Source organism: Microbispora hainanensis (genome assembly GCF_036186745.1).
Taxonomy (GTDB): Bacteria; Actinomycetota; Actinomycetes; order Streptosporangiales; family Streptosporangiaceae; genus Microbispora.
In genome coordinates this window covers 5,170,670-5,197,078 of record NZ_CP108086.1, presented here as the reverse complement: position 1 = coordinate 5,197,078, position 26,409 = coordinate 5,170,670, and the positions used below count along the sequence as shown (strand labels likewise).

Sequence of the window (26,409 nt, the reverse complement as noted above, 5' to 3'; positions counted from 1 at the left end):
GTGAGCCTTACTAAGGTAAGCCTAACCTACGAAGCGAGGAGCTCTCATGCGCCACCCGGTCACCGCAGCCCCCATCCCCGAACGCGTACGGACGCTCGCGGCGGTGGCGGCGCCCACGCACGTCTCCGTCGCCGGCTCCGGCGTGCCCACGGCCACCGCCCGGGGCGGCGTGGACGGCACGGGCCGGCCGGTCCTGCTCGTGAAGCCCGGCGAGACCCTGTACGGCACGCCCGCGGAGACCCTGGTGACGGTCGACCTCACAGTGAGCAGGGAGGTCGGCGGGGTCGAGCGGCAGCGCGCCCTGCTGAAGGTGCGGGGGTGGACGCAGCCCGTGCCGGAGGCGGAGACGCGGGCCACCGCCGTCGCCATCGCGGAGGCGTGCCCCGACGAGGACCTGTTCGCGGCGATCGAGGGCGGCGGTCCCGCGCTGCTGCGCGTCGACGTCTGCCACGTGATCTACCTGACCGGCCAGGAGTCGGGCGTCCTCGACGCCGAGAGCTACCTCGCCTCGGCTCCCGACCCGTTGCTCCCTCTGGCCGAACGCATGGTGCGGCACGTCAACGAGTCCCACGCGCGGCAGCTGAAGGAGGCGGTGGAGAGGCTGACGGGGGAACCGGCCCAGGAGGAGGTGTGGCTGTGGGAGCTCGACCGCTACGGCGCCACACTGCGGCCGGGGCCCGGCCACCTGGTGAGGATCCCCTGGCCCGCGCCCGTCACGACGCCCGCGGCACTCGAACACGCCCTGGCCTGTCTCATGCACGCCTCCTGAGCGACGGCCTCCCGCGTACGTGCGGGCGGGCGCTATTCGCATACCGCCCACACGGGCGTGGCGGCTCTCATGCGAGGAACGCTGGGTTCGCCCCGTTCGCGGGCACATCGAGCGGCGGATAGACACGGGCATGACCTTCGTCATGGCCCCGATGGGCGATTGCATCCGGTCCGGATCTCTCTAGGGTCGAGACCATGGCGCGTTTCGACTGGCTTCGCGACGCCGACCGGCCGTTCCTGTTCAACGTCGTGTTCTGGGCGATGACGGCCCTGCTGGCCGCCAGCCTCACTCAATGGGTCGCGGCCGGCCCCGCCGCCCGGCCGCAGGTCGTGCTCTTCGGCGCCAACCTCGTGCTGCTCGCGGTGCTCTGGCCGGTGCTTCCCTGGAATCCGGCGCGAGGCCGCCATTGGGTGGCCCCGCTGTTCCTGGCGGCGACGATCATGCTGGGGTTCACCGGCTCGCGGCAGACCCACCTGCCGCTGATCCTCATCGCGGTGGCCGACCTGGCCTTCCTGTACGGCATGCGCGTCGCGACGGCCATCCTGTCGGGCGTCGTGGTCCTGTGCGCCGTCACGCCTCCGCTCGTCGGCGACACCATCGCCGACGGCCTGGTCCAGGCCGCCTGGATGGCGGCGTTCTCCGCGTTCGTCCTGGGCATGGTGGCGTCCATACGCGAGGCGCGGCGCAGGCGCGAGGAGGCCCAGGGGTTGCTGGAGCGGATCAGGGAGCTGGCCGTCGCCGAGGAACGGGCGCGGATGGCGGCGGAGATGCACGACTCGGTCGGCCATCACCTCACCGTCATCAAGATGGGCCTGGAGAACGCCGAGCGGTTCCGCGAGCGCCGCCCCGAGGCCGCCTGGGCGGAGGTCCGCCAGGCCAAGGAGCTCACCGTGGAGGCGCTGGCCGACGCGCGGCGCTGGGTGCGGGCGCTGCGGCCGCTCGCGCTCGACGGCCGCGTCGGCAGCGCCGCGCTCGAACGGCTCGCGGCGTCGTTCGACGGCACCGGTATCAGCGTGAGCTTCGAGGTGCGGGGCGAGGAGCGGCGCCTGGAGGCCGACACCGAGCTCGTCCTCTATCGGGTGCTGCAGGAGGGCCTCACCAACGCGCTGCGGCACGCGAAGGCCGAGCACGTGCACGGCACGCTGACGTTCGGCGACGGCCGGGTGGCGCTCGTGGTCAGCGACGACGGAACGGGCCGGGACGACGGCTCGCGCGGCTTCGGGCTGGCGTCGCTGGCCGATCGGGCCAGGGCGCTCGGTGGCACGCTGGCCGGCGGCAACAGGCCGGGCGGCGGGTTCGAGCTGCGCGCCGAGCTGCCGCTGGCGGGGGTGCGGGCGTGACGCCGGTCACGGTGGTGCTGGTGGACGACCAGGCGCTGCTGCGCCAGGGCCTGCGCAAGCTGCTGGAGGTCGAGGACGGCATCGAGGTCGTCGGCGAGGCGGCCGACGGCCACGAGGCGCTGCGGGTGATCGGCGAGCGACGGCCGCACGTGGCGCTCGTGGACATGCGCATGCCGGGCATGAACGGCGTGGAGCTGATCGTCCGTCTGGCCGCCGGGCATCCGGAGGTGGCGGTCGTCGTGCTCAGCACGTTCGACGAGGACGAGTACATCTTCGGCGCGCTGCGCGGCGGCGCGACCGGCTATCTGCTGAAGGACTGCTCGCCGGAGGAGCTGGTCTCGGCCGTCCACCGGGTGAGCCGCGGGGAGACCGTGCTGGGCAGCCCGGTGGCGGCCCGGCTGGTCGCCGAGCTGCGGCACCTGCCGGTGAACGCGGTCGCCTTCCGCGGGCGGGAGCTGCTGTCGGCCCGCGAGGTGGAGGTGGCGCGGATGGTCGCCGCCGGGGCGGCCGACAGGGAGATCGCGGCCCGGCTGTGCATCACCGAGGGCACGGTCAAGAACCACGTGTCGAGCGTGCTGCGCAAGCTGGGCCTGCGCGACCGCACCCAGCTCGCCCTGCACCTGCGCCCCTGACGCCGCCGCCGCCGACCGGAAGAAGCCCGGCCGCGAAAAGCCCGGCCGGAAAGCCTCCGGCGATGAAAGCCCCACGCCATGAAACCCGGCGGCTCCCGCGGAACGGGAGCCGCCGGAGGAGGGTCACCAGGAGGTGGGCTTGCCCTTCTGGTACAGCCACACGTCGAAGAACGCCTTCAGGTCCTTGCCCGAGACCTTCTCCGCCGCCTTGATGAAGTCGGCGGTGCTGGCGTTGCCATACCGGTGCTGGGTCGTCCAGTCCTTGATCAGCGTGAAGAAGGCGGTGTCGCCGATCTTGCCGCGCAGCGCGTGCAGCGTCATCGCGCCGCGGTTGTACGGCACGTTGCCGAACATGTCCTCGGGGCCGGGGTCGGCCGTGACGACCTGCCAGAACGACGAGGTCGCCGCCCGGCCGTAGTTGCTGGAGCTGTCGAACGTCTGCTGCACGGTGGCGCCGCCGGTGTGCTCGGTCCACAGCCAGCTCGCGTACGTCGCGAAGCCCTCGTTGAGCCAGATGTCGGACCACTTGGCGACGCTCACGCTGTCGCCGTACCACTGGTGCGCGAGCTCGTGCGCCATCGTGCCGACGCTGGGCGCACTGGAGAAGATCGGCTTGGTCTGGCTCTCCAGGGCGTAGCCGACGTCCGGCGCGCGGTCGATGATGGCGCCCGCCTGGTTGTACGGGTACGGCCCGAAGATCGAGGAGAAGAACTCCAGGATGTCGGGGATCCGGGCGACGGCCGCCGCCGACTGGGCCTCCAGACGCGGGTCCACGGCCGTGTAGACCGGGATGCCGCTCGGCGTGGTCGTCTCGTTCACGGTGAAGTTCCCCAGCGTCACGGTGGCGAGGTAGGTCGCCATCGGCTCGGCCGAGTCCCACACGAACGTCGTCTTGCCCTTCGCGGTCGTCTTGGACACCAGGCGGCCGTTGCCGACCACCGTGACGCCCTCGGGGACCGTCGCGTGGAAGGTGAACGTCGCCTTGTCCGTGGGGCTGTCGTTGGACGGCAGCCAGGCCGGGGCGCCCTGCGGCTCGCCCGGCACGAAGGCGCCGTCGTCGGTCGGCACCCAGCCCTCGATCGAGCCGTCGGGGTCGGTGACGACCGGCGGCGTCCCGGCGTACGTCACCGTGACCGTGAACGTCTCCCCGGCCTTGAGCTTCGGCCGCGGCGTGACGACGAGCTCCTGCCCGTCGCGGCGGAAGTCGGCCGGGTGCTTGCCCACCTTCAGCGACGTGATCTCCGGGCCCCGGAAGTCCAGGTCGAACTGGTCGAGGTCCTGGGTGGCGACCGCGGTGATCACCGTCGTGGCGTCCATGACCTTGGTGGCGGGGTCGTAGGAGAACGTGACGTCATAGTGCTGAACGTCGTAGCCGCCGTTGCCCTGGTCGGGGAAGTACGGGTCGCCGAGCGAGGGGGCGCCGGCGGAGAAGCGCGGCTCCCCGGGCTTGCCGGGGGCCGCGAGAGCCGTGGTCGCCTGGGTGGTGGCGAGCAGCGCGGCCGCGAGGGCCGCACCGCCGAGCCGCACCGCCCGGCGCGAGCGGGACGAGGTCATGAGGTTCCTTTCGGAGGGCCGGGCGGCCGGGAGACCGGCCGCCCGGCCCGGTTTCTCAGGTGGGATCAGGCGACGACGGACCGGAGCGGGATGCCCGCTGTGCCGAGGTCGCGGACCAGGTCGCGGACGAACGGGTGCTCGTCAGCGGGCAGGCCGTCGGGGTTCGGGATCGTGATGTAGGACGAGCCGTCCGCGGACGCGGTCTGCGCCGTGTCCGTGTAGCGCTCGACCACCGCCTGCGCCCGCGCCAGGTCGGCGTCGGCCACCTGGATGACGATCGGACGCCACTCGCCGCCGAGGTTCGGCGGCTCCTCGGCCGTCGCCGCGGCGCTGCGCAGCGTGTCCGGAGCGACGCGGAGCTTCGCCTTGGGCGAGGCCTGCGACGCCGGGTAGAGCACGGCGTTGGCGAGCAGGTGGATGCCGTTCTCGTTGTACGCCCGGAACAGCGGGTTGTACGCGAACAGCACGGCGTGCCCGGCGCCGGTCGGCTCGTCGACGAGGGAGGCCGTGCCCTTGAGCGCCTCGGCGCCCACCGTGTAGCCGTTGGACCAGAACGTGTCGTCCGTGGGGTAGGTGAGCACGTTCACGCCGGTCTGGCTGGGGTTGAGGATCGGGTCGCCGTTGTTGAACTGGAAGTCCTCCGCCGGACGGCCGAGCGACACCGGGCTGTCCTGGGCCACGTCCACCCGGAAGTGCGAGCCGATGACCTGGTAACCGGTCGGCTTGGCCTTCTCGGTCGTGGAGGTGAGGCCGGCGGCCCTGGCCACCCGGGTGCCCTCGTTGCGCAGCCCGACGTACGTGCCGCCCGCGGCCACCCACTGCCTGAGGTTGGCCAGGCCCTGCTCGGTCAGGCCGCCGTTGGAGCTGCTGCCGTCCGGGACGAGCAGGACGGTCCGCTCGGTGAAGGCGGGGGTGTTGTCGTTGACGTCGGCCGCGGTCACCGGCTTGAGGCCGAGACCCCAGCGGTCGCCGAGCACGTAGCGGGCCTCGCCGTACGACCCGGAGGTGGTGGAGATGCCGGTGCCGGCGAACAGGCCGACGTCGGGGGTGCGCAGCGCGGCGCCGGACGCGGGGGTGCGGACGCCCTCGACCGTCACGCCCAGCGAGCGGGCCAGCTTGTCCAGATCGCCGCGCTTCATGGCGGCCTCGGGCAGGCTGACGACCCCGCTGGTGGCGTCACGCGTGAGCGGCACGCCCGCGCCGAGCAGCCGGAAGGTCAGCTCGGAGGCGGCGGCGGAGTCCATCGGGTAGGCGTACGACCCGCCCTTGGGCGCGTTGGAGGCGACGCCGCCGTCGATGTCCTTGACGAGGTCGGCCTTCGGCGACACCACGTCACCGGTGGTGATGGTGTCCACGCCGGCGAGCAGCGGGTTGCTCCACGAGGAGACGTCGTAGAAGTACGGGAACGGGACGTAGGGGTCCTCGCCCATGACCGCCTGGATCCAGTGCTTCTGCGGCTGGTCCATGGGGATCCAGTAGGCGCCCTCGGGCACCGTCACGTCACTGGCCGTCCGGCCGCCGAAGACCCGCGCGGAGGGCACCTTCACGGGCTTCTTCACCCGGTAGACCTCGACGTCCATGCGGCGCAGCCGCTCGACCAGGCGGCGTACGTCGCCGAGCTGCCGGTCGGGCAGCAGGAAGTAGGACCGGATCGTGATGTCGGGCACCGGGAACCGGACGGTGTTGGCCGGCTGCACGACCTCGTTCGGCTCCAGGGCGCCCGCGGCGCCCTCGGCCAGCGCGGTCTGCCAGATCGAGTAGTAGCCGTTCAGCACCTCGCGCCGGTTGTCGGCGGCCCAGCCGGTCGTGGCCCACTGGGTGTTGAACTGCTGCTGCACCCGGTCTTCGACCGCCGACGAGCTGCCCTTCTCGAACGTCATGCCGGCGGCGCCGAAGCCCGTGGCCGGGACGCTGTCGCCGTAGCCCATGTAGAACAGGTCGTACGTCGCGTAGTTGAAGTAGCACTCGGTGGTGACCACGTCGTTGCAGGCGCCGTTGTAACCGAAACCGGCGGCGTTCGCCGCGCCGATGCGGTTGATCCAGTCCACCGGCTGGTCGGCGATCTCGTGGTGGATCGGGTCGGCGTTCGGCGGGAAGAAGTACTGCCTGCCGCCCATCTCGTGCGCGTCGACGAAGACCTGCGGCGGATAGCGGCGCAGCATCTCGAGCTTGCCGTCGGTCTCCGGCTGGGTGCGGGCGAACCAGTCGCGGTTGAGGTCGAAGCCGTACTCGTTCGTCCGGCGGCTCGCGTCGCGGCCGTCCGGGTTCTGGGTCGGCATGATGACCGTGACCAGGTTGTCGTTGCGCTTGGCGACGTCGCAGGACAGGCCGCTGGCCAGCTCGTACAGGGTCTTGAGCGAGGCGTCGGCGCCGCTCTTCTCGCCGCCGTGCACGTTGCCCGCGATCCAGACGATGGCGGGCGAGTCGTCGGCGATGCGCGCCGCCTTGTCCGCCTTCAGCGACCTCGGGTCGCGCAGCGAGCGGATCTGGTCCGCGATCTTCTTGAGCTGCCCGGGCACCATGTTGTGGGAGTCGGACACGATGGCGTACGGCAGGTCCTGGCCGGTCACGCTGTGCGCCACGCTGCCCGTGACCACGCGGTCCGAGGCGCCGCCCACGGCCTGGACGTACTTCTGGATCTCTTCGGTCGTGAGCACCCGGGGCTGGCCCTTGCCCAGCGGGAAGCCGAAGAACTGCTCGGGGGACGGCACCTTGGCCTCGTGGGCGTTCGGGTCGGTGCTGCACCCCGCGGGCGGCTTGCCACCCGGCTTGCCGCCCGGCGCGGCCAGCGCCGGCGCCGCGGGCGTCAGCGTGGCCGACACCAGGACGGCGGCGCCGAGCGCCACACCAAAGGGGGATCTTCCGCACAGCAATGTGCGTAACCGCATCTCGCCTCCAGGCGGGGGGACGGGGAGGTCTCCGTGGGAGAGCGCCCGTCCGGGAAACGACAAAGTCACTGCGGACAGTATTAGAACGGAATAAACCGGACAAGCCGCCGCGAAACATAACCATGCGCGAACGGAAACTGTGAGCAATGGAGTTTTCGCAAGTCAATGTAGCGATGACTGTCCGAATCACCCTTTTATAACGTCCGATAACAACTGAGCATCGGGTTCGCCCGCCTCGCAGGCGTTCCCGGCCGGTCGGCGCGGACTGCGACTTGCCCGCCCGCGCCGGGCATCGCGTGATCGAAGACGGACGCCCGCGCGCTCCGCTGTGGGACCATTCAGGATGTTCGGAGGAGGGACAGAGTGGACGAGGAGCGCCGCGTCGCGGGCAGATATCACCTGCTCGAACCGATCGGCCGTGGAGGCATGGGCGTCGTGTGGCGTGCCCACGACGACCTGCTCGACCGCGCGGTGGCCGTCAAAGAGGTGCTCTACCACCCCGCCTCCGAAGAGGACAGGGAGACGTTCAACCGGCGCACCATCCGTGAGGCGCGAGCGGCGGGCCGCATCGACCATCCGAACGTCGTCGTCGTCCACGACGTCATCGAGGAGGACGGCCGCCCCTGGATCGTGATGCAGCTCGTGCGGGCGCAGTCGCTGGGCCAGGTGCTGCGCGACCAGGGCACCCTCCCGCCCGCCCGGGTCGCCGCGATCGGCCTGCAGGTGCTCGACGCGCTGTGCACGGCGCACGCCGCCGGGGTGCTGCATCGGGACGTCAAGCCCGAGAACGTGCTGCTCAGCGGGCAGACCCGGGTGGTGCTCACCGACTTCGGCATCGCGACGATGCCCGAGGAGGCCGGGCTGACCATGACCGGCGGCATCATCGGCACCCCCGCCTTCATGCCGCCCGAGCGGCTCAACGGCGATCCCGCGACCCCCGAGTCCGACCTGTGGTCGCTCGGCGCGACGCTGTACGCCGCGGTCGAGGGCGGAACGCCGTTCGACCGCAAGACGCCCGTGGCCACTCTGGCCGCCATCCTGCACGACGACCCGGCCCCGCCCCGGCAGGCGGGCGCGCTGACGCCGGTGCTCGAAGGGCTGCTGCGCAAGGACCCGGCCCGGCGGATGGGCGCGGCCGAGGCCGCGGCCCTGCTCAACGCCGCACTGACGGCCGCCCCCGGACCCGCCCCCGGACCCGCCGCCGCCCCCGGTCCCCCGTACAACCTGCCCGAGCCCGGCCCGTGGAGCGGCGCCCCGTCCGGGCCGCCGCAGCCTCCGCCCGGTACCCCGCAGCCTCCGTCCGGGCCGTCGCAGCAGCCTCCGTCCGGTTTCGCGCAGCCGCACGGGACCCGGCCGTACGGCGGCACCGCCGTATGGCCCGGGGGCGCCGGTCCCGAGGGACCGACCGGGCCCGGAGGCGGCATCGGCATGGCGGGCCACCCCACGGCGCCGAACGGCGGAGGGGTCAACGCCGCGAGCCACGCCGGTCCCGCCGCCCCACCCGGAAGCCACCCCGGTCCCGGCGGACCCGCCGTCCCGCCGGGAAGCAGGCCCGGCGCGTACGCCGCACCGGGTGCGCGCCCTCCGGGACAGGTCTCCGCGGCCAAGCAGACCCTGGCCAAGGTGATCCTGGGCGTCGTGTTACCGCTGGCGCTCGTGGCCACCGGCGTGGGCCTCTGGTACGGCTCCCGCTCACCGGCCGGCGACGAGACCCTCGCCGAGGATCCCAATACCACGCAGATCGGCCCCACCACGGGCGCCTATCTCCCGTCGGGGGACACCTCACCGAGCGCCTCCCCCGAGCCGGTCACGCCCTCGGAGAAGCCGTCACCGGAGGCCCCCAAGCCGCCCAAGGGGTGGAAGACCTACCACGACCCGCTGGGCTTCTCCATCGCCCTGCCCTCCGGCTGGGTCCCGTTCGGAAGGGAGGGCGCCCGGGTGCGCTTCCACCATCCGAACAGTCACGACTACCTGCAGGTGGACCTGACGCCGTGGGAGGACCCGAATCCGGTGAACGCCCTGCGCATCGTCGAGATGAACTCGACCAAGCAGGGCTACCTGCCGGGCTACGAGCGCATCGACTACAAGACGAGTCGTTACCTCGGGGTCGAGTCGGCGGAGTGGGAGTTCACGTTCAAACCGAGCTTCGGCAAGGTGCGGGTGATCGATCGCGCCTTCAGGCTCCGTGACGGCCGGTCCATCATGCTCTATTGGCAGGTCGCCGACTCCCGATGGACATCCGGTTTGTCCTATTTCAACGCCTTCACGCGGACCTTCCAGCCGGCATAGCCGATCCGGGGACGATCCGCAGGTCGAGGGGATTTCGCCCGGGCAGGCAATGATGTCGCATGCGTCCGCCCAAGGCGGGTAGCGCGACAACCATGGCTGAAGCGCAGACCTCCGAACGTGTCGTGGCAGGACGCTATCGCCTGATCGAGCCGCTGGGGCGGGGCGGCATGGGCACCGTGTGGCGCGCCGTCGACCAGGTGCTCGAACGTGAGGTCGCCGTCAAGGAGCTGCTCGCGTCGGCCGGGCTCACCGGCGCGGAGCGGGAGGTCTTCACCATCAGGACCTTCCGCGAGGCCAGGGCCGCCGGGCGGTTGAGCCATCCGGGCGTGGCCGCGGTGTACGACGCATTCGAGGAGAACGGCTGTCCCTGGATCGTCCTCGAACTGATCCCGTCCCGGACGCTGGGATCGGTCATCCGCGAGGAGGGCCCGCTGCCGCCACGGCGGGTGGCGGAGATCGGGTCGCGGGTGCTGGCCGCGCTGCGCGTCGCCCACGCGAACGGCGTGCTGCACCGGGACGTCAAACCCGACAACGTGCTGCTCGCCGACGACGGCCGGGTCGTGCTGACGGACTTCGGCATCGCCGCGATGGAGGACGACTCGCCGGTCACCCGCACCGGCATGCTGATCGGCACCCCGGCGTTCATCGCACCCGAACGGGCGGCGGGACGGCAGGCGCAGCGGGCCTCGGACCTGTGGTCGCTCGGAGTGACGCTGTTCATGGCCGTCGAGGGGCGCTCGCCGTTCCACCGGGGGCACGCGCTGGCGACGCTCGCCGCGGTCATGTACGAGGAGGCGGGCCCGCTCCACAACGCCGGGCCGCTGGCACCGGTGATCGAGGGCCTGCTGGTCAAGGACCCGGCCCGCAGGATGACCGCGGACTACGCCGCCCAGCATCTGTACGCCGTTGCCAGCGGCCAGGCGACCGACCCGGTCGTGCCGCGCCCGCGGCAGCCGCCCCGGCTCGCCCGGCTGATGCCCGGCTTCGACACCACGCCTTCGGCCCCCGCCTCCACCCCCACGCCGGTGCCCTTCGGCGAGGGCACCCCGACGCCGGTCCCGGTGCCCGCACCGGTGCCCGCACCGGTGCGCGGACGCCGCAGGCCGTGGGCGCTGGCGGCGGGCTCCGGGGCACTCGTCGCGCTCGTCGGGCTGGCGGCGGGCGCGGTCGCGTTCGCCACCGCCAGGTTTCCGGCCGACCCGAGGGGGACCGCCGTGGTGAGCACGCCCACGGTGACGGTCTACGCGACCAGGACCGCCCAGCCCGGGACCGCCGAGCCCGGGACCGCCGAGCCCGGGACCGCCGAGGCCGGCAGGCGGGCCGAGAGCCGCGGGGCGGAGAAGGCGGCCACCCGGCCGGTGGGGAACCCCGGCGCCGCGGGCGGGCACCGTACGGAGGATCGCGGCGGGCCCGCCGGAAGGCACGGCGGGGGAAAGCATGAAGGTGGGGCCGCGTCCAAGGGCGGGGGCAGGCCCAAGGGGTCTCCCCCGGCGAAGCGCAACGGCCCCGCGAAGCAGAGCGGCAATGGGCCCGCGGGCAAGCCCGGGAACGGCGGCGGCAGCGCCAAGCCGTCCCAGGGCGCAGGTGGAGGCCAGGGAAAAGACGAGGGCCGGGGGCCCACCACGGACGACACCACTGATCTCGGCGACCTCGGTGACATCCCCGACGGCTACATCCAGCCGGAGACCGGCTGGGCGGCCTGACCCGGCCGCGCCGCCAACGGTCCACCCGGCATCCTGGCGCGTCCCCCGGAGATCACGGCGCTCGCCCAGCCGGAGCGAAGACCATGGACACGTGGAACCCGGCGCCCCGGCGTTCCCCGCCCCGACAGGCCCCGGAGCCGGACAAACGCCCCGCTCGCCGGGCCGGGCGGCCCGCCCGCCCCCAAAAGCCTCTGGAGCCGGCGGAGCCGGGGTTCAGCCCTCGTCGGAGAGGATCTCCAGGGCGTGGGCGAGGTCGGCGGGGTAGTCGCTGGTGAAGGTCATCCACTCGCCCGTCGCGGGGTGCTCGAACGACAGCGAGACCGCGTGCAGCCACTGCCGGCCCACGCCGAGGCGGGCGGCGAGGGTGGGGTCGGCGCCGTACAGCAGGTCGCCCACGCACGGGTGCCTGAGCGCGGACATGTGGACCCGGATCTGGTGGGTCCTGCCGGTCTCCAGCTTGATGTCGAGCAGCGACGCCGCCCGGAACGCCTCGATCGTGTCGTAGTGCGTGACCGAGTCCTTGCCTCCGGCCACCACCGCGAAGCGCCCGTCGCCCGCCGGATGCCGGTCGATCGGGGCGTCGACGGTGCCCCGCAGCGGGTCCATGTGCCCCTGGACGAGCGCGTGGTAGCGCTTGTCGACCGTGCGTTCCTTGAACGCCCGCTTGAGGTGCGAGTAGGCCCGCTCGCTCTTGGCGACGACCATGACGCCGGTGGTGTTGGCGTCGAGCCGGTGCACGATGCCCTGGCGCTCGGCCGCGCCGCTCGTGGACACCCGGTGGCCGCCGCCGAGCAGGCCGCCGATCACGGTGGGGCCGGTCCAGCCGACGGTCGGGTGCGCCGCCACGCCGATCGGCTTGCTCACCACGACGATGTCGTCGTCCTCGTAGAGGATCGCCATGCCCGGCACCGGCTCGGCCACGGGCATCGGCGCGGCGGGCGGCGGCGGGATCGTGACGTCCAGCCAGGCCCCGGCATGGACACGGTCGGACTTCGCCGGGACGGCGCCGTCGACCAGCACGTCCCCCGACGCGATCAGCTCGGCCGCGCGGGTGCGGGAGAAGCCGAAGAGACGGGCCAGGGCGGCGTCGAGGCGCTCGCCCTCCAGGCCGTCCGGCACGGGCAGGCTGCGCTGGTCACCCATCGGTCCGCTCCCTCGCCGGCTCGGCGGCCTGCGTGTCCGCCTCGCTCTCCGCGTGGCTCTGCCCGCGGTCCTCGACCGGCTCCGGCTTGTCGGTCTGCCGGGTGCCGTCGATCTGGTAGCCGCGCCAGGCGAGGAACACGGCGAGCACGCCGCCGCACACGATGCCCGAGTCGGCGAGGTTGAACACCGGAAAGCGGGTGACCGGGAACACCTGGATGAAGTCGACCACATGCCCCTGGAACGGGGCCGGCCACCGGAAGATGCGGTCGGTCAGGTTGCCGACGGCGCCACCCAGCAGCAGGCCCAGCGTGATCGCCCAGGGCAGGCTGTGCAGCTTCCGAGCCGTACGCACGATCGCGACGACGACGGCCAGCGCGATCACCGTGAACACGATCGTCATGCCGGTGCCGATGCTGAAGGCGGCGCCGGCGTTGCGGATCACGGTCAGCACCAGCGCGCCGGGCACGACGGTGAGAGGCTCCTCGTGCTCCAGGAACTCCACGACGAGGAACTTGCTGACCTGGTCGAGCACGTACACGACCGCGGCCACGACAACGAGGAGAGCGATCTTCCGCGCGCGGTCGGGCCGCGCCGGTGGATCGCTCAGCGGCGCTCCTCCCGCTGCTTGCACGCTACGCACAGCGTCGCCCTCGGGAATGCCCGAAGACGCTCCTTGCCGATCGGCTTGTGGCACGATTCGCACTCTCCGTAAGTCCCTGCCTCGACGCGGGCGATCGCCCGCTCGTTCTGCGCGAGCAGGTCGCGCGCATTCAGGGTAAGGGCGATCTCGCGCTCACGCTCATAGGTCTTGGCCCCGGCGTCCGCCGGATCGTCCCCCGCGCCCTGGCTCACGTCGCCGGACGCGAGCTGCTCCTCCGCCCGGGCGATGTCGGTGCGCAGTTCCTCGATCTCGTGCCGCAGCCGCTCGCCGACCTCCGCGAGTTCCTCGTCGGACCAGACGTCGTCACTGATGGCGGTTCTCGCCGAGCGCGTCATTGCGGGCCTCCCCTTCGCCCAGAACCCGTCGGGCTCAGGGCACCCGTCGAGCGGGTGCGATTCGAGCCGGTCCGGGCAGAATAAGTCGCCGATAACGAATCGGCAACGGACTCGCCGAGGCTTTTACCCCACCCGTACCGGGACGGGGCATTCGGCCAGCTCCTCCTCGTCACGCTCTGTTTCGATCAGTTTGTCGCGGACGGTGTCATCGAGACCATGCCCCGGATCCCGAGGCGAAGGCCCGCGGACCACCACCGGTCGTCCTCCCGACGGCCGCCGGGGCCCGCCCGCACATCCCCACAACAATCGCGAGGCCTGCGCGTGTTCCTCCCTATTCCCGGGACGGGCCGGGTCTCACCCCTAACGTCGCGCGTATATCGGGAAGCCCTTCCGCCCGCGTTGCGTTATCGTCGTAGTCTGCAAGGTGTTGATGGGGACGAGTACCTCCGCATCCGCCCGCACAGCGACCCGGGGACGGTGTGAGCCCGGGGCGGGCCGCGCAGGGAAGATCACCCCGGAGCCGCCGGAAGAAAGGCCGTCCCGGCCGAGTAGAACCGGCAGCGGAGAGGAAAACGAGAGGGCGCCCGGCCAGGCCGGTCGTCAAGAAGGGTGGTACCGCGGAGCCGTTCCCGGCTTCGTCCCTTCACGCCATGTCAGCAGCGCTGTCAGCAGCCCCTGCCAGCTCACCGCGTGGAGGTCCCGCCCGACGATGTCTTCCCACTATTTCCGCTCACTTCCCGCGCAGGTCGACCTGCCGGCCCTCGAGCACGAGGTCCTCGAACGCTGGCGGGACGGGAAGGTCTTCGAGCGCTCGCTGGAGCAGAACGCCGGAGGCCCCACCTGGGTGTTCTACGAGGGCCCGCCGACCGCCAACGGCATGCCCGGCGTCCACCACGTCGAGGCCCGCGTCTTCAAGGACGTCTTCCCCCGCTACAAGTCGATGCGCGGCTACCACGTGCCCCGCAAGGCCGGCTGGGACTGCCACGGCCTGCCCGTCGAGGTCGCCGTCGAGAAGGAACTCGGCCTGTCCGGCAAGCCCGAGATCGAGTCCTACGGCATCGCCGAGTTCAACGCGCGCTGCCGCGAGTCGGTGCTGCGGCACGTGGACGCGTTCGAGGAGATGACCGAGCGGATGGGCTACTGGGTCGACATGTCCCAGGCCTACCGCACGATGGACCCCCAGTATGTCGAGGCCGTCTGGTGGTCGCTCAAGGTCGTCTGGGACAAGGGCCTGCTGTTCCGCGACCACCGGATCACTCCGTACTGCCCGCGCTGCGGCACCGGCCTGTCCGACCACGAGCTCGGCCAGCCCGGCGGCTACGAGACCGTCTCCAGCCCGTCGGTGTACGTGCGGATGCCCGTCCTGTCCGGCCCGCTGGCCGAGATGGGCGCCTCGCTGCTGATCTGGACCACCACCCCTTGGACCCTGGTGTCCAACACCGCGGTCGCCGTGCACCCCGACGTGACGTACGTCGCGGCCCGGCGCGGCGACGAGGTGCTGGTCGTGGCCGAGCCGCTGCTGCGGCGGGTCCTCGGCGAGGACGCCGAGGTGCTGGCCACCTACCAGGGCTCCGAGCTGGAGCACACCGCCTACCAGCGGCCCTTCGACCTGGTCGACATCGAGGGCGCCCACTACGTCGTGCTCGGCACGTACGTCACGGTCGAGGACGGCACCGGCCTGGTCCACCAGGCTCCCGCCTTCGGCGCCGACGACATGGCCGTCTGCAGGCGCTACGGCCTGCCGGTGGTCAACCCGATCGGCCCGGACGGCCGCTTCCTGCCGGACGTGCCGTTCGTGGGCGGCAAGTTCTTCAAGGACGCCGACGAGCCGCTGACCGAGAACCTGCGCGAGCGCGGCCTGCTGTTCCGCGGGGAGCACTTCGAGCACAGCTACCCGCACTGCTGGCGCTGCCACACTCCGCTGCTCTACTACGCGCTGCCGTCCTGGTACATCAGGACCACCGCGATCAAGGACCAGCTCCTCGCCGAGAACGAGCGCACCAACTGGTTCCCCGAGACGATCAAGCACGGCCGCTATGGCGAGTGGCTGCGCAACAACGTCGACTGGGCGCTGTCGCGGTCGCGCTACTGGGGCACCCCGCTGCCGCTGTGGGTCTGCTCGGAGAACGAGGACCACGTCACCTGCGTCGGCTCCCTCAAGGAGCTGGGCGAGCTGGCGGGCCAGGACCTGACCGGCCTCGACCCGCACCGCCCGTACGTCGACGACGTGACCTTCCCGTGCCCGTCGTGTCAGGCGGAGGCCCGGCGCGTGCCCGACGTGATCGACGTCTGGTACGACTCCGGCGCCATGCCGTTCGCCCAGTGGGGCGCGCCGCTGGTCAACAAGGAGGTCTTCGAGAGCTCCTACCCCGGCCAGTTCATCTGCGAGGCGATCGACCAGACCCGCGGCTGGTTCTACTCGATGATGACCGTCGGCACGCTGGTGTTCGGCCGGTCGTCGTACGAGAACGTGCTCTGCCTCGGCCTGATCCTCGCCGAGGACGGCCGCAAGATGAGCAAGCACCTCGGCAACGTCCTGCAGCCGATGCCGCTGATGAACCAGCACGGCGCCGACCCCCTGCGCTGGTACATGGCCACCTCCGGGTCCCCCTGGGCTCCGCGCAGGATCGGCCACGCGGCGCTGGAGGAGATCGTCCGCAAGGTCCTGCTGACCTACTGGAACACCGCGTCGTTCTTCACGCTGTACGCCAACGCCGAGTCGTGGTCCCCGGCCCGGGCGGCCGAGGCCCCGGCGTACGCGGACCGGCCGCTGATCGACCGGTGGGCGCTGGCGGAGCTGCACCGCACGGTGGCCGAGGTCACCGCGTCGATGGAGGAGTTCGACACCGCCCGGGCCGGGCGCCGACTCACCGAGTTCCTGGACGACCTGTCCAACTGGTACGTCCGCCGCTCGCGCCGCCGCTTCTGGTCCGGTGAGGCGTCGGCCTTCGCGACGCTCTACGAGTGCCTGGAGACCGTCACCCGGCTCATGGCCCCGCTCGTGCCGTTCCTCACCGACTATCTGTGGGACGTGCTGCGCGAGCCGGACGCCCCGGCCTCGGTGCACCTGGCCACCTGGCCCGAGGTGAACACCGCGCTGCTCGACCCCGAGCTGTCGGAGCGGATGGCGCTGGTGCGCCGGCTCGTTGAGCTGGGCCGCTCGGCGCGTGCCTCGTCGTCGGTCAAGACCCGCCAGCCGCTCGGCCGTGCCCTGGTCGGCGCTCCCGGCTGGGCCGCGCTCCCCGGCGAGCTGCGCGACCTGATCGCCGACGAGCTCAACGTCCAGCGGCTTGAGGACCTGTCGGGCTTCTCCGCCGACCTGGTGACGTTCACGGTCAAGCCCAACTTCCGCAGCCTCGGCAAGCGGTTCGGCTCGCAGACCAAGCTCGTCGCCGCGGCGGTGTCGAGCGCCGACCCGGCGGAGCTGGCCCGCGCCCTGCGCTCGGGCGGGTCCGCGACGGTCGACGCCGGTGAGCTGGGCACGGTGGAGCTGGGCACGGACGATGTGATCGTCACCGAGCAGCCGAAGTCCGGCTGGGCCGTGGAGACCGGCGCGGTGGACACCGGCACCGGCGAGACCGTGGCGCTCGACCTGGCGATCACCGACGAGCTGCGCCGGGCCGGCCTGGTCCGCGACGTGATCCGGCTCGTCCAGGAGGCCCGCAAGTCCACCGGCCTGTCCATCACCGACCGCATCCACCTGTGGTGGTCGGCCAAGGGCGAGCCGGCCGAGGCGCTGCGCGAGAGCGGCGACGCCGTCGCCGAGGAGGTGCTGGCGGCGAGCATCACCGAGGGCACCCCGGACGAGGACCTGCCGGTGCACGAGGACGCCGACCTCGGCCTGTCCTTCCGCCTCCGCAAAGCCTGATCCCGACGCCGATGGGGGCCGGTCACGCCGACCGGCCCCCATCGTGCATGTACGGCGGCCGGGGGTGCCCCGGCGGCTCCGCTCAGCCGGGCTCGACAATGCGGCGGCGGGTCGCCATGACGACCACCCCGCCCGCGAGGGCGAGGGCGGCCAGCACGGCGGCGAAGATCGTCGAGCCGGTGGTGAGGCCCGCCGCGTCGCTGAGATACCCCGCGGCGACCGGCAGGAGACCGGCGGGTACGTACCCTCCCACATTGAGCGCGGCGTTCGCCTCGGCCAGCCGGGTGGCCGGAACGGCGGCATTCAGCAGCGACAGCCCGGCCAGCTGGCCCATGCCCTGGCCGGCTCCGGCCAGCAGCGCGGCGGCCACCAGCAGCACGACCGAGCCCGCCCGCATGGCTCCCGCCAACGCCGCCATGGCGGCCACGGTGCACACCGCGGCGGCCGTCAGCACCGTGCGGCGTGAGACGCGCTGGACGGCGAACTGCGTGCCCGTCGCCGCGGCGAACATCACGAACGCGGTGACGCCGGCGAGGACGCGGCTACTGGAATGCAGCAGGCCCGCGAGCAGCGAGGGGCCCAGCGACAGCACGAACGAGGTCGCGGTGATGCCCGGGCCGAAGGTGGCGATGCCCAGCAGGAGCGGCAGGCGCCCCTCGGCAGGAACCGAGGGCACTCGAATCCACCGGCCGGAGATCACCCGGGCGGGGCGGCCCAGCGGCATCCGCAGCACGGTGACGGCGGCGGTCAGCAGCAGGGCGGCCTCCACCACGAACACGGTGACCGTGGGCCCCGGCAGAGTCTCCGCGAAGACGCCGGCCAGCAGCGGGCCCAGGCCCGCACCGAAGACCATGGCGCAGGAGGCAAGCAGCGCCGCGAGGCGCTTGCGGTGCGCCCCGGCCACATCCGTCACGGCGGCCATCCCGGCGCTGACCACGGCGCCCACCGCGATGCCGGTGCACACGCGGGCGACGGCCAAAGCGGCCACCGACGTGGCCGTGGCGAAGACCAGGCAGGCGATCAAGGCCAGCGCCAGGGCCGGCAGCAGGACCGCCTTACGGCCCAGCCGGTCCGATGCGACACCGCTGACCAGCAGGGAGACCAGCAATCCGACGATGTAGAGCGCGAAGACGACCGTCAAGGTCCCCTTGGAGAACCCGATCTCCCGCTGCCACAGCACATACAGCGGCGTGGCCGCGTTGGACAGCACGAACACCGCCGTGACCGGCCATGCGGCCAGCCAGACCCACCAGGTCGGCGCCGGCCGGGGCCGCGGCGGGGGCGCGGTCCCATGGGTGGCGGTGGCAGGGACGATGCGGACATGCGACATGAGAGGCTCCGTCTCCGCGGGCAGTACGATCTTTTTCGAAGTTAGCATGCAGTACGAGAAAATTCGTACTTGCTCCTAGCGGCAGGAAGGAGCCGCGATGCCCGCAGCCTCCACAGCGTTCAAGGTCTATCCCCCGCGTGCCGACGCGCCCCCGCCCTTGCCCGAACCCGCGCGTGAAGACATTCGGCTGGAACACGTGCTCGCCGCACTCGCCGATCCGCTGCGGCTGACCATCGTGCGCAAACTCCTGTTGGAGGCCGAGGAGTTCGACCATCCCTGCGGCTGGTTCGGGATCGACCGGCCCAAGTCCTCCCTCACCCACCACTTCCGCGTCCTGCGCGAGGCCGGCGTCACCCGTCAGCGGCAGTACGGCCTCGAACGCCGCAGCCAGGTCCGCGTCGACGACCTGCAGGAGCGCTTCCCCGGCCTCCTCGACCTCGTCGCCGCCTGGCATCCCTGACGGCCTCGCGCCCACGCCCAAGCGCCCCGGTCGCGCCGTCGGCAGCGGGGTGAACAGACAAGCCGCTCGCCGGGACCCTCCCGACGTTCTCGTCGCAGAAGTGATCGCGTTCGGTGCGGGATGCCGCAGGTTCCTTCGGACGTGCTCGCGAGGTGGACGTGTCACACCGTGCGGCAGGTCTCGCTGCCTCGCCGGGCTCGCGGATCAGCCGGTCCTGTCCCGATCGCGCGACCGTGGGACGATGCCCCGCGCTCTCAGTCGTTCTGGCAGACCGAGCAGGGGGTGAGGCCGGCCTCGTCTGCCTCGGCCCGCGTCATGGTCTCGACGCCCGAGTCGCCCATCCCGCTGATCAGGGGGCACTCGCCCTTGTGGTAGCGCCGTGTGCCGATCATGACCCGCACCGGCACGTCCCCGTCCGCGGACGGCTCCGCCGCGTCGGCCGCGCGATCCTCACCGGTCTCGTCGCCGGACCCGCCACGGTCCTCAAGGTCCGTATCCGTGCCGCCGGGACGGGACGTGGCCGCCCTTCCTGGGCGGGCCGTAGCGGCGGCGCGATCGCCGTCGCCTGCGCCGTCCTCCTCGTTGGAGGCGTCGGCCTTCCCGCTGCTCTTCTCAGCGGTGCTCCCGGCGGCGGGCGCCGAGCCGGAGGTGGAGCCGGCCGAGGCCGCGGATCCGGCGCGCCCGGATCCGGGGGTCTCTGCCGGCTCCACCGGCTTCCGGGCCCCCGCGCCCGCGGGCGTGGGGGCGTCCTCCGGACGGGACGCCGTGTCGGCGTCCGCGGTCCCGGAGTCGTTCTGGTCGTCACGGGCCTGCTCGTCGTCCGCCCGGGAGGAGGCGGCCTGCCGCGGCGAGGCCGCGCCCTTGGCCTTGCCCTTGGCGGCGGGTGCGCCGGACTCGCCGCCCTCCGGCGACGAGGTGTCCTCCGTCGCCTCCCCTGCGGCCTTGGACCGCGCGGGGTCCCACGGCTGGGAGAACATGCCGGGCTTGAACCAGCCGTGCACCGCGGTGTCGGTGAGCGACTCGTCCGTCTCGGCGTCCGACCGGCCCGATGCCGATCCCGTCGCCGGCGGAGACCAGGCCGGTGCGGACCATGACGTGGCAGAAGGCCGGGACGACGCGGAGGAACCGGACGACGATCCCGAAGACGAGGCAGAAGGCGAGGACTGCGAAGACGGGGACTGCGGGGCGGAGGCGGCGGGCCGCTGCGGCGTCGTCTCGGCACCGGGCTCCTGCGCCGCGCGCCGGCCGAACCAGTCCACGGGCGTGTGCGTGCCGCCCGTGGTCGCGGCGCCGGCCTCGGAAGTCGTGTCGGCCGCCGTGTCGGCCTGCTCGGCGGTCTCGCCGCCGGCGGTCTTCCCGGACGGCTTACCCGCCGTCTCACGGGGCTCTTCGCGCGCTTCGTCGTCGGACGGCGCAGACGATCCCTCTGTGGAAGGGGCGGCTGCGGAAGAGCCGGACGCGGGGGGAACGGCCGCGGCACCCGCCGCGCCGGCAACGGATGTGCCGGGGCCGGAGGACTCTGGTCCGGGCGACTCGGGCAGGCGCGGCCCCGGGACGCCGGGCTGAGGGAACCGCGCGACAGGCGGCTCACGATCAGCGGACGTGGGACGGGACGGGGTCCTGCCGGTCGTGCCGGAGGTCCCGGCCGAAGGCGTGGTGGTCGTGGGAGCGGCTTCCGCGCGCAGGCTCTCGTCGCGGGCCGCGTCACCGCGGGCTGTGCCGCCGCGGGATGGGGCCTCCTCCGGCTCCGCCGTACGGGTGGAGACCTCGGGGAGGCAGGTGGTGCAGGGCGTGAAGCCCTCCTCGCGGGCCTCCTCGTGCGTCAGCTCCTCGGTCTCACGCCCGGCGAGCTGGCGGCAGGTGGCCAGATGGAAGCGCTTGCGCCCGGGGATCACGATGACGATCGCGTCGGGGGCGAGGCCCCGGCCGGAACCGGCCGGCGGCCGCGTGATCGGTCCCGTCCGCTGCGGGGGCGGGGACGGGAAGGTCTGCGGGGGCAGTGCCCCGTGATGCGTGACCGGCGGGGCCGCCAGCATGGGCGCGGCCACCGGATGCGCCGGTGCCCCGGCGAGGGCTCCGCCGTACGCCCCGCTCACGGCACCGACGTGCGCGAGCTGGGGCACGGACGAACCCTGGGGGGTGGGAGCGGTTCCCTCGGCGGCACGCCCACCGGCAGGGAACAGCTCGTGGCGCCTCAGCAGTGCCCCGATCAGCAGGCAGACCGCCGACAGCACGCTGACGACGATCGACCACATCACGAGAGGGGGCGTCCCCAGCACGACGCCTGCGATGAGCAGGACGATTGCGGCGAGGACCAGGGCGGCACTGATGAGGATCACGGGGGGTTCTCCGAGCTATCGGGTCCCGGTGGGGACCCGCCACTGCTTACCGGCGGTCGTTGTGGGGGCCGTCGGGTCCGGGGAAGGCGCCGGAGTGCTGTGAGGGCTCCTGGCCGAACGGGTTGGGGGCCGCACCCATCTGCTGGGGAGCGGGGGCGACGGCGTGGGCCATGGCCGGGGCGGCGCCCACGATCGGGAAGCCTCCGCTGCCCTCACCGGCCACGTTGAGCTCGGCGAGCTGGTTCTCCAGGTACAGCTTGAGACGGCTGCGGTACTCACGCTCGAAGCTGCGCAGCTCCTCGACCTTGCGCTCCAGCTCGTCGCGGGTCTGCACGAGGGTGCCCATGGCCTGGCGGTGCCGCTCCTGGGCGTCGCGCTCCAGCGTCTCGGCGCGGGCGCGGGCGTCACCGATGATCTGCTCGGCCTGGCGGCGGGCCTTGCCGAGGATGTCGTCGGCCTCGCGACGGGCGCGGGTCACGGTCTCGTCCGCCTCGCGACGGGCGTCGGCGATCGCCTGGTCGGCCGTCTGCTGGGCGAGGGCGAGCACGCGGGCCGCGGTGTCCATGTTGTCCTCGGCGGGCGGCAGGCCCATGCCGACGGGCACCGGCTCGGGGCGGGCCGGCTCCGGAGGCTTGATCGGCTCCGGCTGGGGCGCCATCATCTCGGGCTTCGGCTCGGCCACGGGAGCGGGAGCCATCTGCATGGAGCCGGGCATGCCCATGCCTCCGGGCACCTTGCCCCTGAGGCACTCGGCCAGCTTCGCGCGGAGTTCCTCGTTCTCCTGGATGAGGCGGTCCAGCTCGGCCTCGACCTCGTCGAGGAAAGCGTCGACCTCCTCCTCGTCGTACCCCGGCCTCAGCCGGGTGGTACTGAACTGCTTGTTCCGCACATCAGCGGGCGTCAACGGCATTTGGGTCTCCTTGGCGCGCTTGGAGTCTGTCCGGTCGGACGGTACCCGATCAACGAAGCGCGTTCACGACTTGGATCAAGACCAAAACCACAATGAACAGCACTGTGAAGCTCAGGTCAAAGGCCACCGTACCCAACCTGAGGGGCGGAATGAAACGGCGGAGGAACTTGAGAGGTGGGTCGGTCACTGTGTAAACGACCTCCGCCAGCACCAGGACGACCCCTGTGGGCCGCCAGGCGCGGGCGAACGCCTGCACCGTATCTATGATCATTCTGCCGATCAGCAGAACCAGGAAGAGGGTCAGGGCGATGACCAAGATCTCGCTAATGATCCCCACGGTCGAGCCCCGCCTCCCCTCGGTCCAGCCGCCCTCGGGCCGCACGGGCACCGCTCAGCCGGTCACTGTTCATGTATGGAACTCTAGCTCTGGTTGAAGAAGCCGCGTTCCGCGATTCTGGCCTTGTCCTCGGCGGTCACCTCAACGTTGGCGGGGGACAACAGGAACACCTTGTTGGTAACACGTTCGATGCTGCCGTGTAGGCCAAAGACGAGACCTGCCGCGAAATCGACAAGGCGTTTTGCGTCGCTGTCGACCATCTCTGTCAGATTCATGATGACCGGCGTGCCCTCACGGAAGTGCTCGCCGATCGTGCGCGCCTCGTTGTACGTGCGGGGATGCAGGGTGGTGATACGCGCCAGATCGGTCGTACGGCGCTCCAGCACGGTCGTGGGAGGACGCGGGGCGGGGACGGCCGTCTCGGCGTCGTCCTCGCGCTCCAGGGGCCCGGAGTGCGCGCCCGAGGGCCCGGCGAAGCCGCGCCGCGGCGACTCGTACTCCTCGTCGCCATAGTCCTCGTCTGTGCCGTATTCTGCCGCGTACCTGTCTTCGTAGCGGTCGTCCTCCACGAGACCGAGGTAGACCGCCATCTTGCGCATCGCGCCGGCCATCGCTCGTCGTCCTCCGCGTTACTGGTGCCTTCAAGGTCCCTTTGGAAGGCCAGGGCGGTAGCCGTACCCCCCTTGGAGCTCACCGCTGATCGACCTCTACCTGTGCGCGGACACCATGGTCCACTTGGGGGACATTACCTGACGAAGGGCTTTCTGCGGCCGAGCAACGCCGTACCGACTCGAAGGTGTGTCGCGCCGTTCGCCACAGCTTGGGGGATGTCTCCGCTCATTCCGGCCGATATGACGTCGGCCGTGGGGTGTTCCTCGCGGACCCGCTCGGCGACGGCCCGCAGCCGCGCGAACGCGGCCGACGGGTCCTCCCCCAGCGGGGCGACCGCCATGACCCCTCGCAGGCGAAGCCCCTCCGTCTTCGCCACGAGCCCGGCGAGCGCCGGCACCTCCTGCGGTGCCGCGCCGCCCCGTCCGGCCCCGCCCTCGCCCGGAGCGGCGTCGAGGGCGACCTGGATGAGGCAGTCGACCTCGCGCCCCGCGCGTACGGCCTCGCGGCCGAGCGCGTCCACCAGCCGGGGGCGGTCCACCGAGTGGACCATGTCGGCGTAGGAGACGACCGAGCGGACCTTGTTGGTCTGTAACTGGCCGATGAAGTGCCACGTGAGGCCGAGACCGGCGCACTCGGCCGCCTTGGCCGCCGCCTCCTGGTCTCGGTTCTCGCCGATGTGCGACACGCCGAGCTCGGCGAGCAGCCGCACGTCGGAGGCCGGGTAGGTCTTCGTCACCGCGATCAGGGTGATCTCCGACCTCGACCGGCCCGCGGCCCGGCAGGCGTCCTCGATCCGCCGCTCCACCTCGGCCAGGGCCGCGGCCAGTTCCTCGCGCCGGTCACCCACGGACCGCGCCCCCGGCCGTACGGATGTCCATGGTCACTTGAGGAAGTCCGGCACGTCGAGGTCCTCCTCCTGCTCCTCGAACACCACCGGACGCCGGGGGCCCGGCTGCGCGGTCCTGGAGGTGATCGGGGTCGGCGGCTCGGGAGCCGGGCGCGGGATCGACAGCGGTCCGGTGGCGCCCTGGTCGCGACCGCCGTCGGCAGTCTCACGCGGGAACGCCGTGGACCCCTCGGCCTGCTGGGCCTGCGGCGCGGACGCCGGCTGCGACGTCGCCTGCTGGACCGGCTGGCTCGCGGGCTGGGCCGGCGGCGGCACCGGAGTGGCCGGAAGCGAGTTCACCGGAAGCTGGGTCACCGGCGGAGTCGCGGGCTGCGCCACGCTGCTCACCGGACGCACGGGCGGTGCGGGCTCCACGCGCGGCTCCGGCTTGGCCGGGGCGGGCGGGGGCGTCGCGGGACGGGCCGCCTGCTGGGGCCGCGACAACGGCGCGGCCACCGGCTTGGCCGGCGCGGGCTCGTCGAACCCGGCCGCGATGACCGTCACCCGCACCTCGTCGCCGAGCGCGTCGTCGATGACCGTGCCGAAGATGATGTTGGCGTCGGGCGCGGCGGCGTTGCTGACGAGCTGGGCCGCCTCGTTGATCTCGAACAGGCCCAGGTCGGAGCCGCCCGCGATGGACAGCAGCACGCCGTGGGCGCCGTCGATGCTCGCCTCCAGCAGCGGGCTGGAGACCGCCATCTCGGCGGCGGCGACCGACCGGTCGTCGCCCCGGGCGTGACCGATGCCCATGAGGGCCGAGCCCGCGCCGGACATGACCGACTTCACGTCGGCGAAGTCCAGGTTGATCAGACCGGGCGTGGTGATGAGGTCGGTGATGCCCTGCACACCGGACAGCAGCACCTGGTCGGCGGCCTTGAACGCGTCGAGCACGCTCACCTGGCGGTCGGAGATCGACAGCAGCCGGTCGTTCGGAATGACGATCAGCGTGTCGACCTCCTCGCGGAGAGTCTCGATGCCGGCCTCGGCCTGCATGGCCCGGCGCTTGCCCTCGAAGCTGAAGGGCCGGGTGACCACGCCGATCGTCAGCGCGCCGAGGGAGCGGGCGATGCTGGCCACGACCGGCGCGCCGCCGGTGCCGGTGCCGCCGCCCTCGCCCGCGGTCACGAACACCATGTCGGCGCCCTTGAGGACCTCCTCGATCTCCTCCCGGTGGTCCTCGGCGGCCTTGCGGCCCACCTCGGGGTTGGCGCCCGCGCCGAGACCCCGCGTGAGCTCGCGGCCCACGTCGAGCTTCACGTCGGCGTCACTCATCAGCAGCGCCTGGGCGTCAGTGTTTATGGCGATGAACTCGACGCCCTTGAGTCCCTCCTCGATCATCCGGTTGACGGCGTTCACTCCGCCGCCGCCGATGCCGACGACCTTGATGACCGCGAGGTAGTTCTGCGGTGCTGCCACGACGAGGGGCCTTTCCGCTCGTTTGCGTTTCATGCGGGCAGGGCCCGCTGTCTTCTGAACTCTCACCCTCAAGTTGAGATTTAGAGTTATGTCAACCTGAGGATTGATACGGACAGTAGGGTTGCGCGTCCCCCAGGGTCAACTAACCGCGCCGCAAGGCCGTCCGGCGTGTCGCGCGCTGTCCTTTTCGCACGAAGCCCCGCTCTCCGGCGGGCCCGGACCACGTTTTCCCGGCCCGTGAGAAATCTCACTTGACCGTCACCACCTGCGGCGAGCTGACATCGTAGCTGGTTCCCGGCTTGGCGAGGGCGGCGAGCAGGACACGTCCCTTCTGTGCCGAGCGCTCCGCGTCTCCCCACACGACCGTACGGCCGTCGGTGAGCTTGAGCGTGATCGACCGGGGCGAGGGGACGCGCAGCTCCCGCAGGCGCTGCAGGACGCTCTCCGGCAGCGCCCGGAGCACGGTGAGCCCGGCTCTGGTGGCGGGGTCGTCCACGGCGGCCCGCTGGACGCGCAGCACCGGCAGCCGGGGCGGGGCCACGGCCACCTCCTGCAGGACGACGCCATAGCGGTCGACGATCGCGGTCGTCACGCCCATGGGCACCGCTGCGGCGGGAACGCGCTCGACCACGCTGACGTGCAGCGTCCCGGGCCAGCCGCGCTCGACCGTGGCCGACTCGACCTCGCGCATGGCGCGCACCCGCTGTTCGACCCCGGCGATGTCGACGGTGGCGAGCGGCGTTCCGGTGCGCACTCCGACGACCTGCCGCACCTGCTCGGCAGGGATCCGGTTGTTGCCGGTGATCTCGACCTCGCGCACGCCGAGGACGGGCGAGAAGAACACGACCCACGTGGCGACGCCCACCACCCCGCCGGCCAGCAGGATGGCGAGCGCCGAACGCCGGACGGCCCGCCTCACCGGTCCCCCACGCTCCGG

General features: G+C 72.1%; 20 protein-coding genes. 7 read left to right on the top strand and 13 right to left on the bottom strand.

The window, feature by feature from the left end:
• The first annotated feature begins 46 nt into the window (after positions 1-46).
• From OHB01_RS24270 to OHB01_RS24260, 3 genes are all read left to right on the top strand, one after another.
• The gene (locus OHB01_RS24270; RefSeq protein WP_328709655.1) at positions 47-769 is read left to right on the top strand and encodes a DUF2470 domain-containing protein; all 723 of its coding nucleotides are present in this window, start codon (positions 47-49) and stop codon (positions 767-769) included.
• Positions 770-963: 194 nt separating this feature from the next.
• Positions 964-2,109 carry a sensor histidine kinase gene (locus OHB01_RS24265; RefSeq protein WP_142645037.1) on the top strand — a complete coding sequence of 382 codons (1,146 nt, stop codon included), beginning with the start codon at positions 964-966 and terminating at the stop codon, positions 2,107-2,109.
• On the top strand, positions 2,106-2,741 hold the full coding sequence (locus tag OHB01_RS24260; RefSeq protein ID WP_328854014.1) for a response regulator transcription factor: 636 nt from the start codon (positions 2,106-2,108) through the stop codon (positions 2,739-2,741). Before OHB01_RS24265 ends, OHB01_RS24260 begins: the two co-directional genes overlap by 4 nt.
• Positions 2,742-2,864: 123 nt before the next feature.
• Here the strand turns inward: OHB01_RS24260 and OHB01_RS24255 are convergent, their stop codons facing one another.
• Both OHB01_RS24255 and OHB01_RS24250 read right to left on the bottom strand, forming a co-directional pair.
• Positions 2,865-4,295, bottom strand: a complete 1,431-nt coding sequence (locus tag OHB01_RS24255) for a M1 family metallopeptidase (RefSeq protein ID WP_328854013.1) — start codon at positions 4,293-4,295, stop codon at positions 2,865-2,867.
• Positions 4,296-4,360: 65 nt separating this feature from the next.
• Positions 4,361-7,141, bottom strand: coding sequence for a M14 family zinc carboxypeptidase (locus tag OHB01_RS24250; RefSeq protein ID WP_222709383.1), 2,781 nt, complete (start codon positions 7,139-7,141; stop codon positions 4,361-4,363).
• Positions 7,142-7,546: 405 nt separating this feature from the next.
• On the opposite strand from OHB01_RS24250, the gene OHB01_RS24245 reads away from it, so the two are divergent.
• A complete protein-coding gene (locus OHB01_RS24245) occupies positions 7,547-9,472 on the top strand; it encodes a serine/threonine-protein kinase (protein ID WP_142645033.1) in 1,926 nt (641 codons plus the stop codon).
• Positions 9,473-9,564: 92 nt separating this feature from the next.
• Positions 9,565-11,175 (top strand): serine/threonine-protein kinase, encoded by a 1,611-nt coding sequence (locus OHB01_RS24240; protein WP_328854012.1) that lies wholly within the window; start codon positions 9,565-9,567, stop codon positions 11,173-11,175.
• A gap of 213 nt (positions 11,176-11,388) precedes the next feature.
• On the opposite strand, the gene OHB01_RS24235 is transcribed toward OHB01_RS24240, so the two are convergent.
• From OHB01_RS24235 to OHB01_RS24225, 3 genes are read right to left on the bottom strand one after another with little or no spacing between them, the layout of a single operon-like run.
• Positions 11,389-12,318, bottom strand: a complete 930-nt coding sequence (locus OHB01_RS24235) for an RluA family pseudouridine synthase (protein WP_142645032.1) — start codon at positions 12,316-12,318, stop codon at positions 11,389-11,391.
• Positions 12,311-12,868, bottom strand: coding sequence for a signal peptidase II (lspA, locus tag OHB01_RS24230; RefSeq protein WP_312845711.1), 558 nt, complete (start codon positions 12,866-12,868; stop codon positions 12,311-12,313). Before lspA ends, OHB01_RS24235 begins: the two co-directional genes overlap by 8 nt.
• 53 nt (positions 12,869-12,921) lie before the next feature.
• Entirely contained in the window at positions 12,922-13,314 is a 393-nt protein-coding gene (locus OHB01_RS24225) for a TraR/DksA family transcriptional regulator (protein WP_142645030.1), read from the bottom strand.
• 709 nt (positions 13,315-14,023) lie between these two features.
• Between OHB01_RS24225 and ileS the strand changes: the two genes are divergently transcribed.
• Positions 14,024-17,182 (top strand): isoleucine--tRNA ligase, encoded by a 3,159-nt coding sequence (gene ileS / locus OHB01_RS24220; protein ID WP_142645028.1) that lies wholly within the window; start codon positions 14,024-14,026, stop codon positions 17,180-17,182.
• Positions 17,183-17,264: 82 nt separating this feature from the next.
• Here ileS and OHB01_RS24215 read toward each other — a convergent pair whose 3' ends face one another.
• Entirely contained in the window at positions 17,265-18,512 is a 1,248-nt protein-coding gene (locus OHB01_RS24215) for an MFS transporter (protein WP_142645027.1), read from the bottom strand.
• A 97-nt stretch (positions 18,513-18,609) separates the two neighbouring features.
• On the opposite strand from OHB01_RS24215, the gene OHB01_RS24210 reads away from it, so the two are divergent.
• On the top strand, positions 18,610-18,972 hold the full coding sequence (locus tag OHB01_RS24210) for an ArsR/SmtB family transcription factor (protein WP_142645026.1): 363 nt from the start codon (positions 18,610-18,612) through the stop codon (positions 18,970-18,972).
• Between the two features lie 254 nt (positions 18,973-19,226).
• Here OHB01_RS24210 and OHB01_RS24205 read toward each other — a convergent pair whose 3' ends face one another.
• The 7 genes from OHB01_RS24205 to OHB01_RS24175 form a co-directional block, all read right to left on the bottom strand.
• Entirely contained in the window at positions 19,227-21,311 is a 2,085-nt protein-coding gene (locus OHB01_RS24205; protein ID WP_328854011.1) for a hypothetical protein, read from the bottom strand.
• Between the two features lie 46 nt (positions 21,312-21,357).
• Positions 21,358-22,221 (bottom strand): DivIVA domain-containing protein, encoded by an 864-nt coding sequence (locus OHB01_RS24200; protein ID WP_142645024.1) that lies wholly within the window; start codon positions 22,219-22,221, stop codon positions 21,358-21,360.
• 49 nt (positions 22,222-22,270) lie between these two features.
• The gene (locus OHB01_RS24195; RefSeq protein ID WP_205829672.1) at positions 22,271-22,537 is read right to left on the bottom strand and encodes a YggT family protein; all 267 of its coding nucleotides are present in this window, start codon (positions 22,535-22,537) and stop codon (positions 22,271-22,273) included.
• A 104-nt stretch (positions 22,538-22,641) separates the two neighbouring features.
• Positions 22,642-23,169: a cell division protein SepF gene (locus tag OHB01_RS24190; protein ID WP_142645023.1), complete on the bottom strand. Its 528-nt coding sequence runs from the start codon at positions 23,167-23,169 to the stop codon at positions 22,642-22,644.
• Between the two features lie 134 nt (positions 23,170-23,303).
• A complete protein-coding gene (locus OHB01_RS24185; RefSeq protein WP_142645022.1) occupies positions 23,304-24,017 on the bottom strand; it encodes a YggS family pyridoxal phosphate-dependent enzyme in 714 nt (237 codons plus the stop codon).
• Positions 24,018-24,050: 33 nt separating this feature from the next.
• Positions 24,051-25,472: a cell division protein FtsZ gene (gene ftsZ / locus OHB01_RS24180; protein WP_328855864.1), complete on the bottom strand. Its 1,422-nt coding sequence runs from the start codon at positions 25,470-25,472 to the stop codon at positions 24,051-24,053.
• A gap of 247 nt (positions 25,473-25,719) precedes the next feature.
• Complete coding sequence (locus tag OHB01_RS24175) at positions 25,720-26,391, bottom strand: cell division protein FtsQ/DivIB (RefSeq protein WP_328709652.1); 672 nt, start codon at positions 26,389-26,391, stop codon at positions 25,720-25,722.
• Between the last annotated feature and the right edge of the window lie 18 nt (positions 26,392-26,409).

What these genes read in the sequence shown, in the direction of transcription:
- OHB01_RS24270 (WP_328709655.1), top strand. Translation starts at nt 47, where the DNA reads ATGCGCCACCCGGTCACCGCAGCCCCCATCCCCGAACGCGTACGGACG.
- OHB01_RS24265 (WP_142645037.1), top strand. Translation starts at nt 964, where the DNA reads ATGGCGCGTTTCGACTGGCTTCGCGACGCCGACCGGCCGTTCCTGTTC.
- OHB01_RS24255 (WP_328854013.1), bottom strand. Translation starts at nt 4,295, where the DNA reads ATGACCTCGTCCCGCTCGCGCCGGGCGGTGCGGCTCGGCGGTGCGGCC.
- OHB01_RS24240 (WP_328854012.1), top strand. Translation starts at nt 9,565, where the DNA reads ATGGCTGAAGCGCAGACCTCCGAACGTGTCGTGGCAGGACGCTATCGC.
- OHB01_RS24235 (WP_142645032.1), bottom strand. Translation starts at nt 12,318, where the DNA reads ATGGGTGACCAGCGCAGCCTGCCCGTGCCGGACGGCCTGGAGGGCGAG.
- OHB01_RS24225 (WP_142645030.1), bottom strand. Translation starts at nt 13,314, where the DNA reads ATGACGCGCTCGGCGAGAACCGCCATCAGTGACGACGTCTGGTCCGAC.
- ileS (WP_142645028.1), top strand. Translation starts at nt 14,024, where the DNA reads ATGTCTTCCCACTATTTCCGCTCACTTCCCGCGCAGGTCGACCTGCCG.
- OHB01_RS24215 (WP_142645027.1), bottom strand. Translation starts at nt 18,512, where the DNA reads ATGTCGCATGTCCGCATCGTCCCTGCCACCGCCACCCATGGGACCGCG.
- OHB01_RS24210 (WP_142645026.1), top strand. Translation starts at nt 18,610, where the DNA reads ATGCCCGCAGCCTCCACAGCGTTCAAGGTCTATCCCCCGCGTGCCGAC.
- OHB01_RS24200 (WP_142645024.1), bottom strand. Translation starts at nt 22,221, where the DNA reads ATGCCGTTGACGCCCGCTGATGTGCGGAACAAGCAGTTCAGTACCACC.
- OHB01_RS24190 (WP_142645023.1), bottom strand. Translation starts at nt 23,169, where the DNA reads ATGGCCGGCGCGATGCGCAAGATGGCGGTCTACCTCGGTCTCGTGGAG.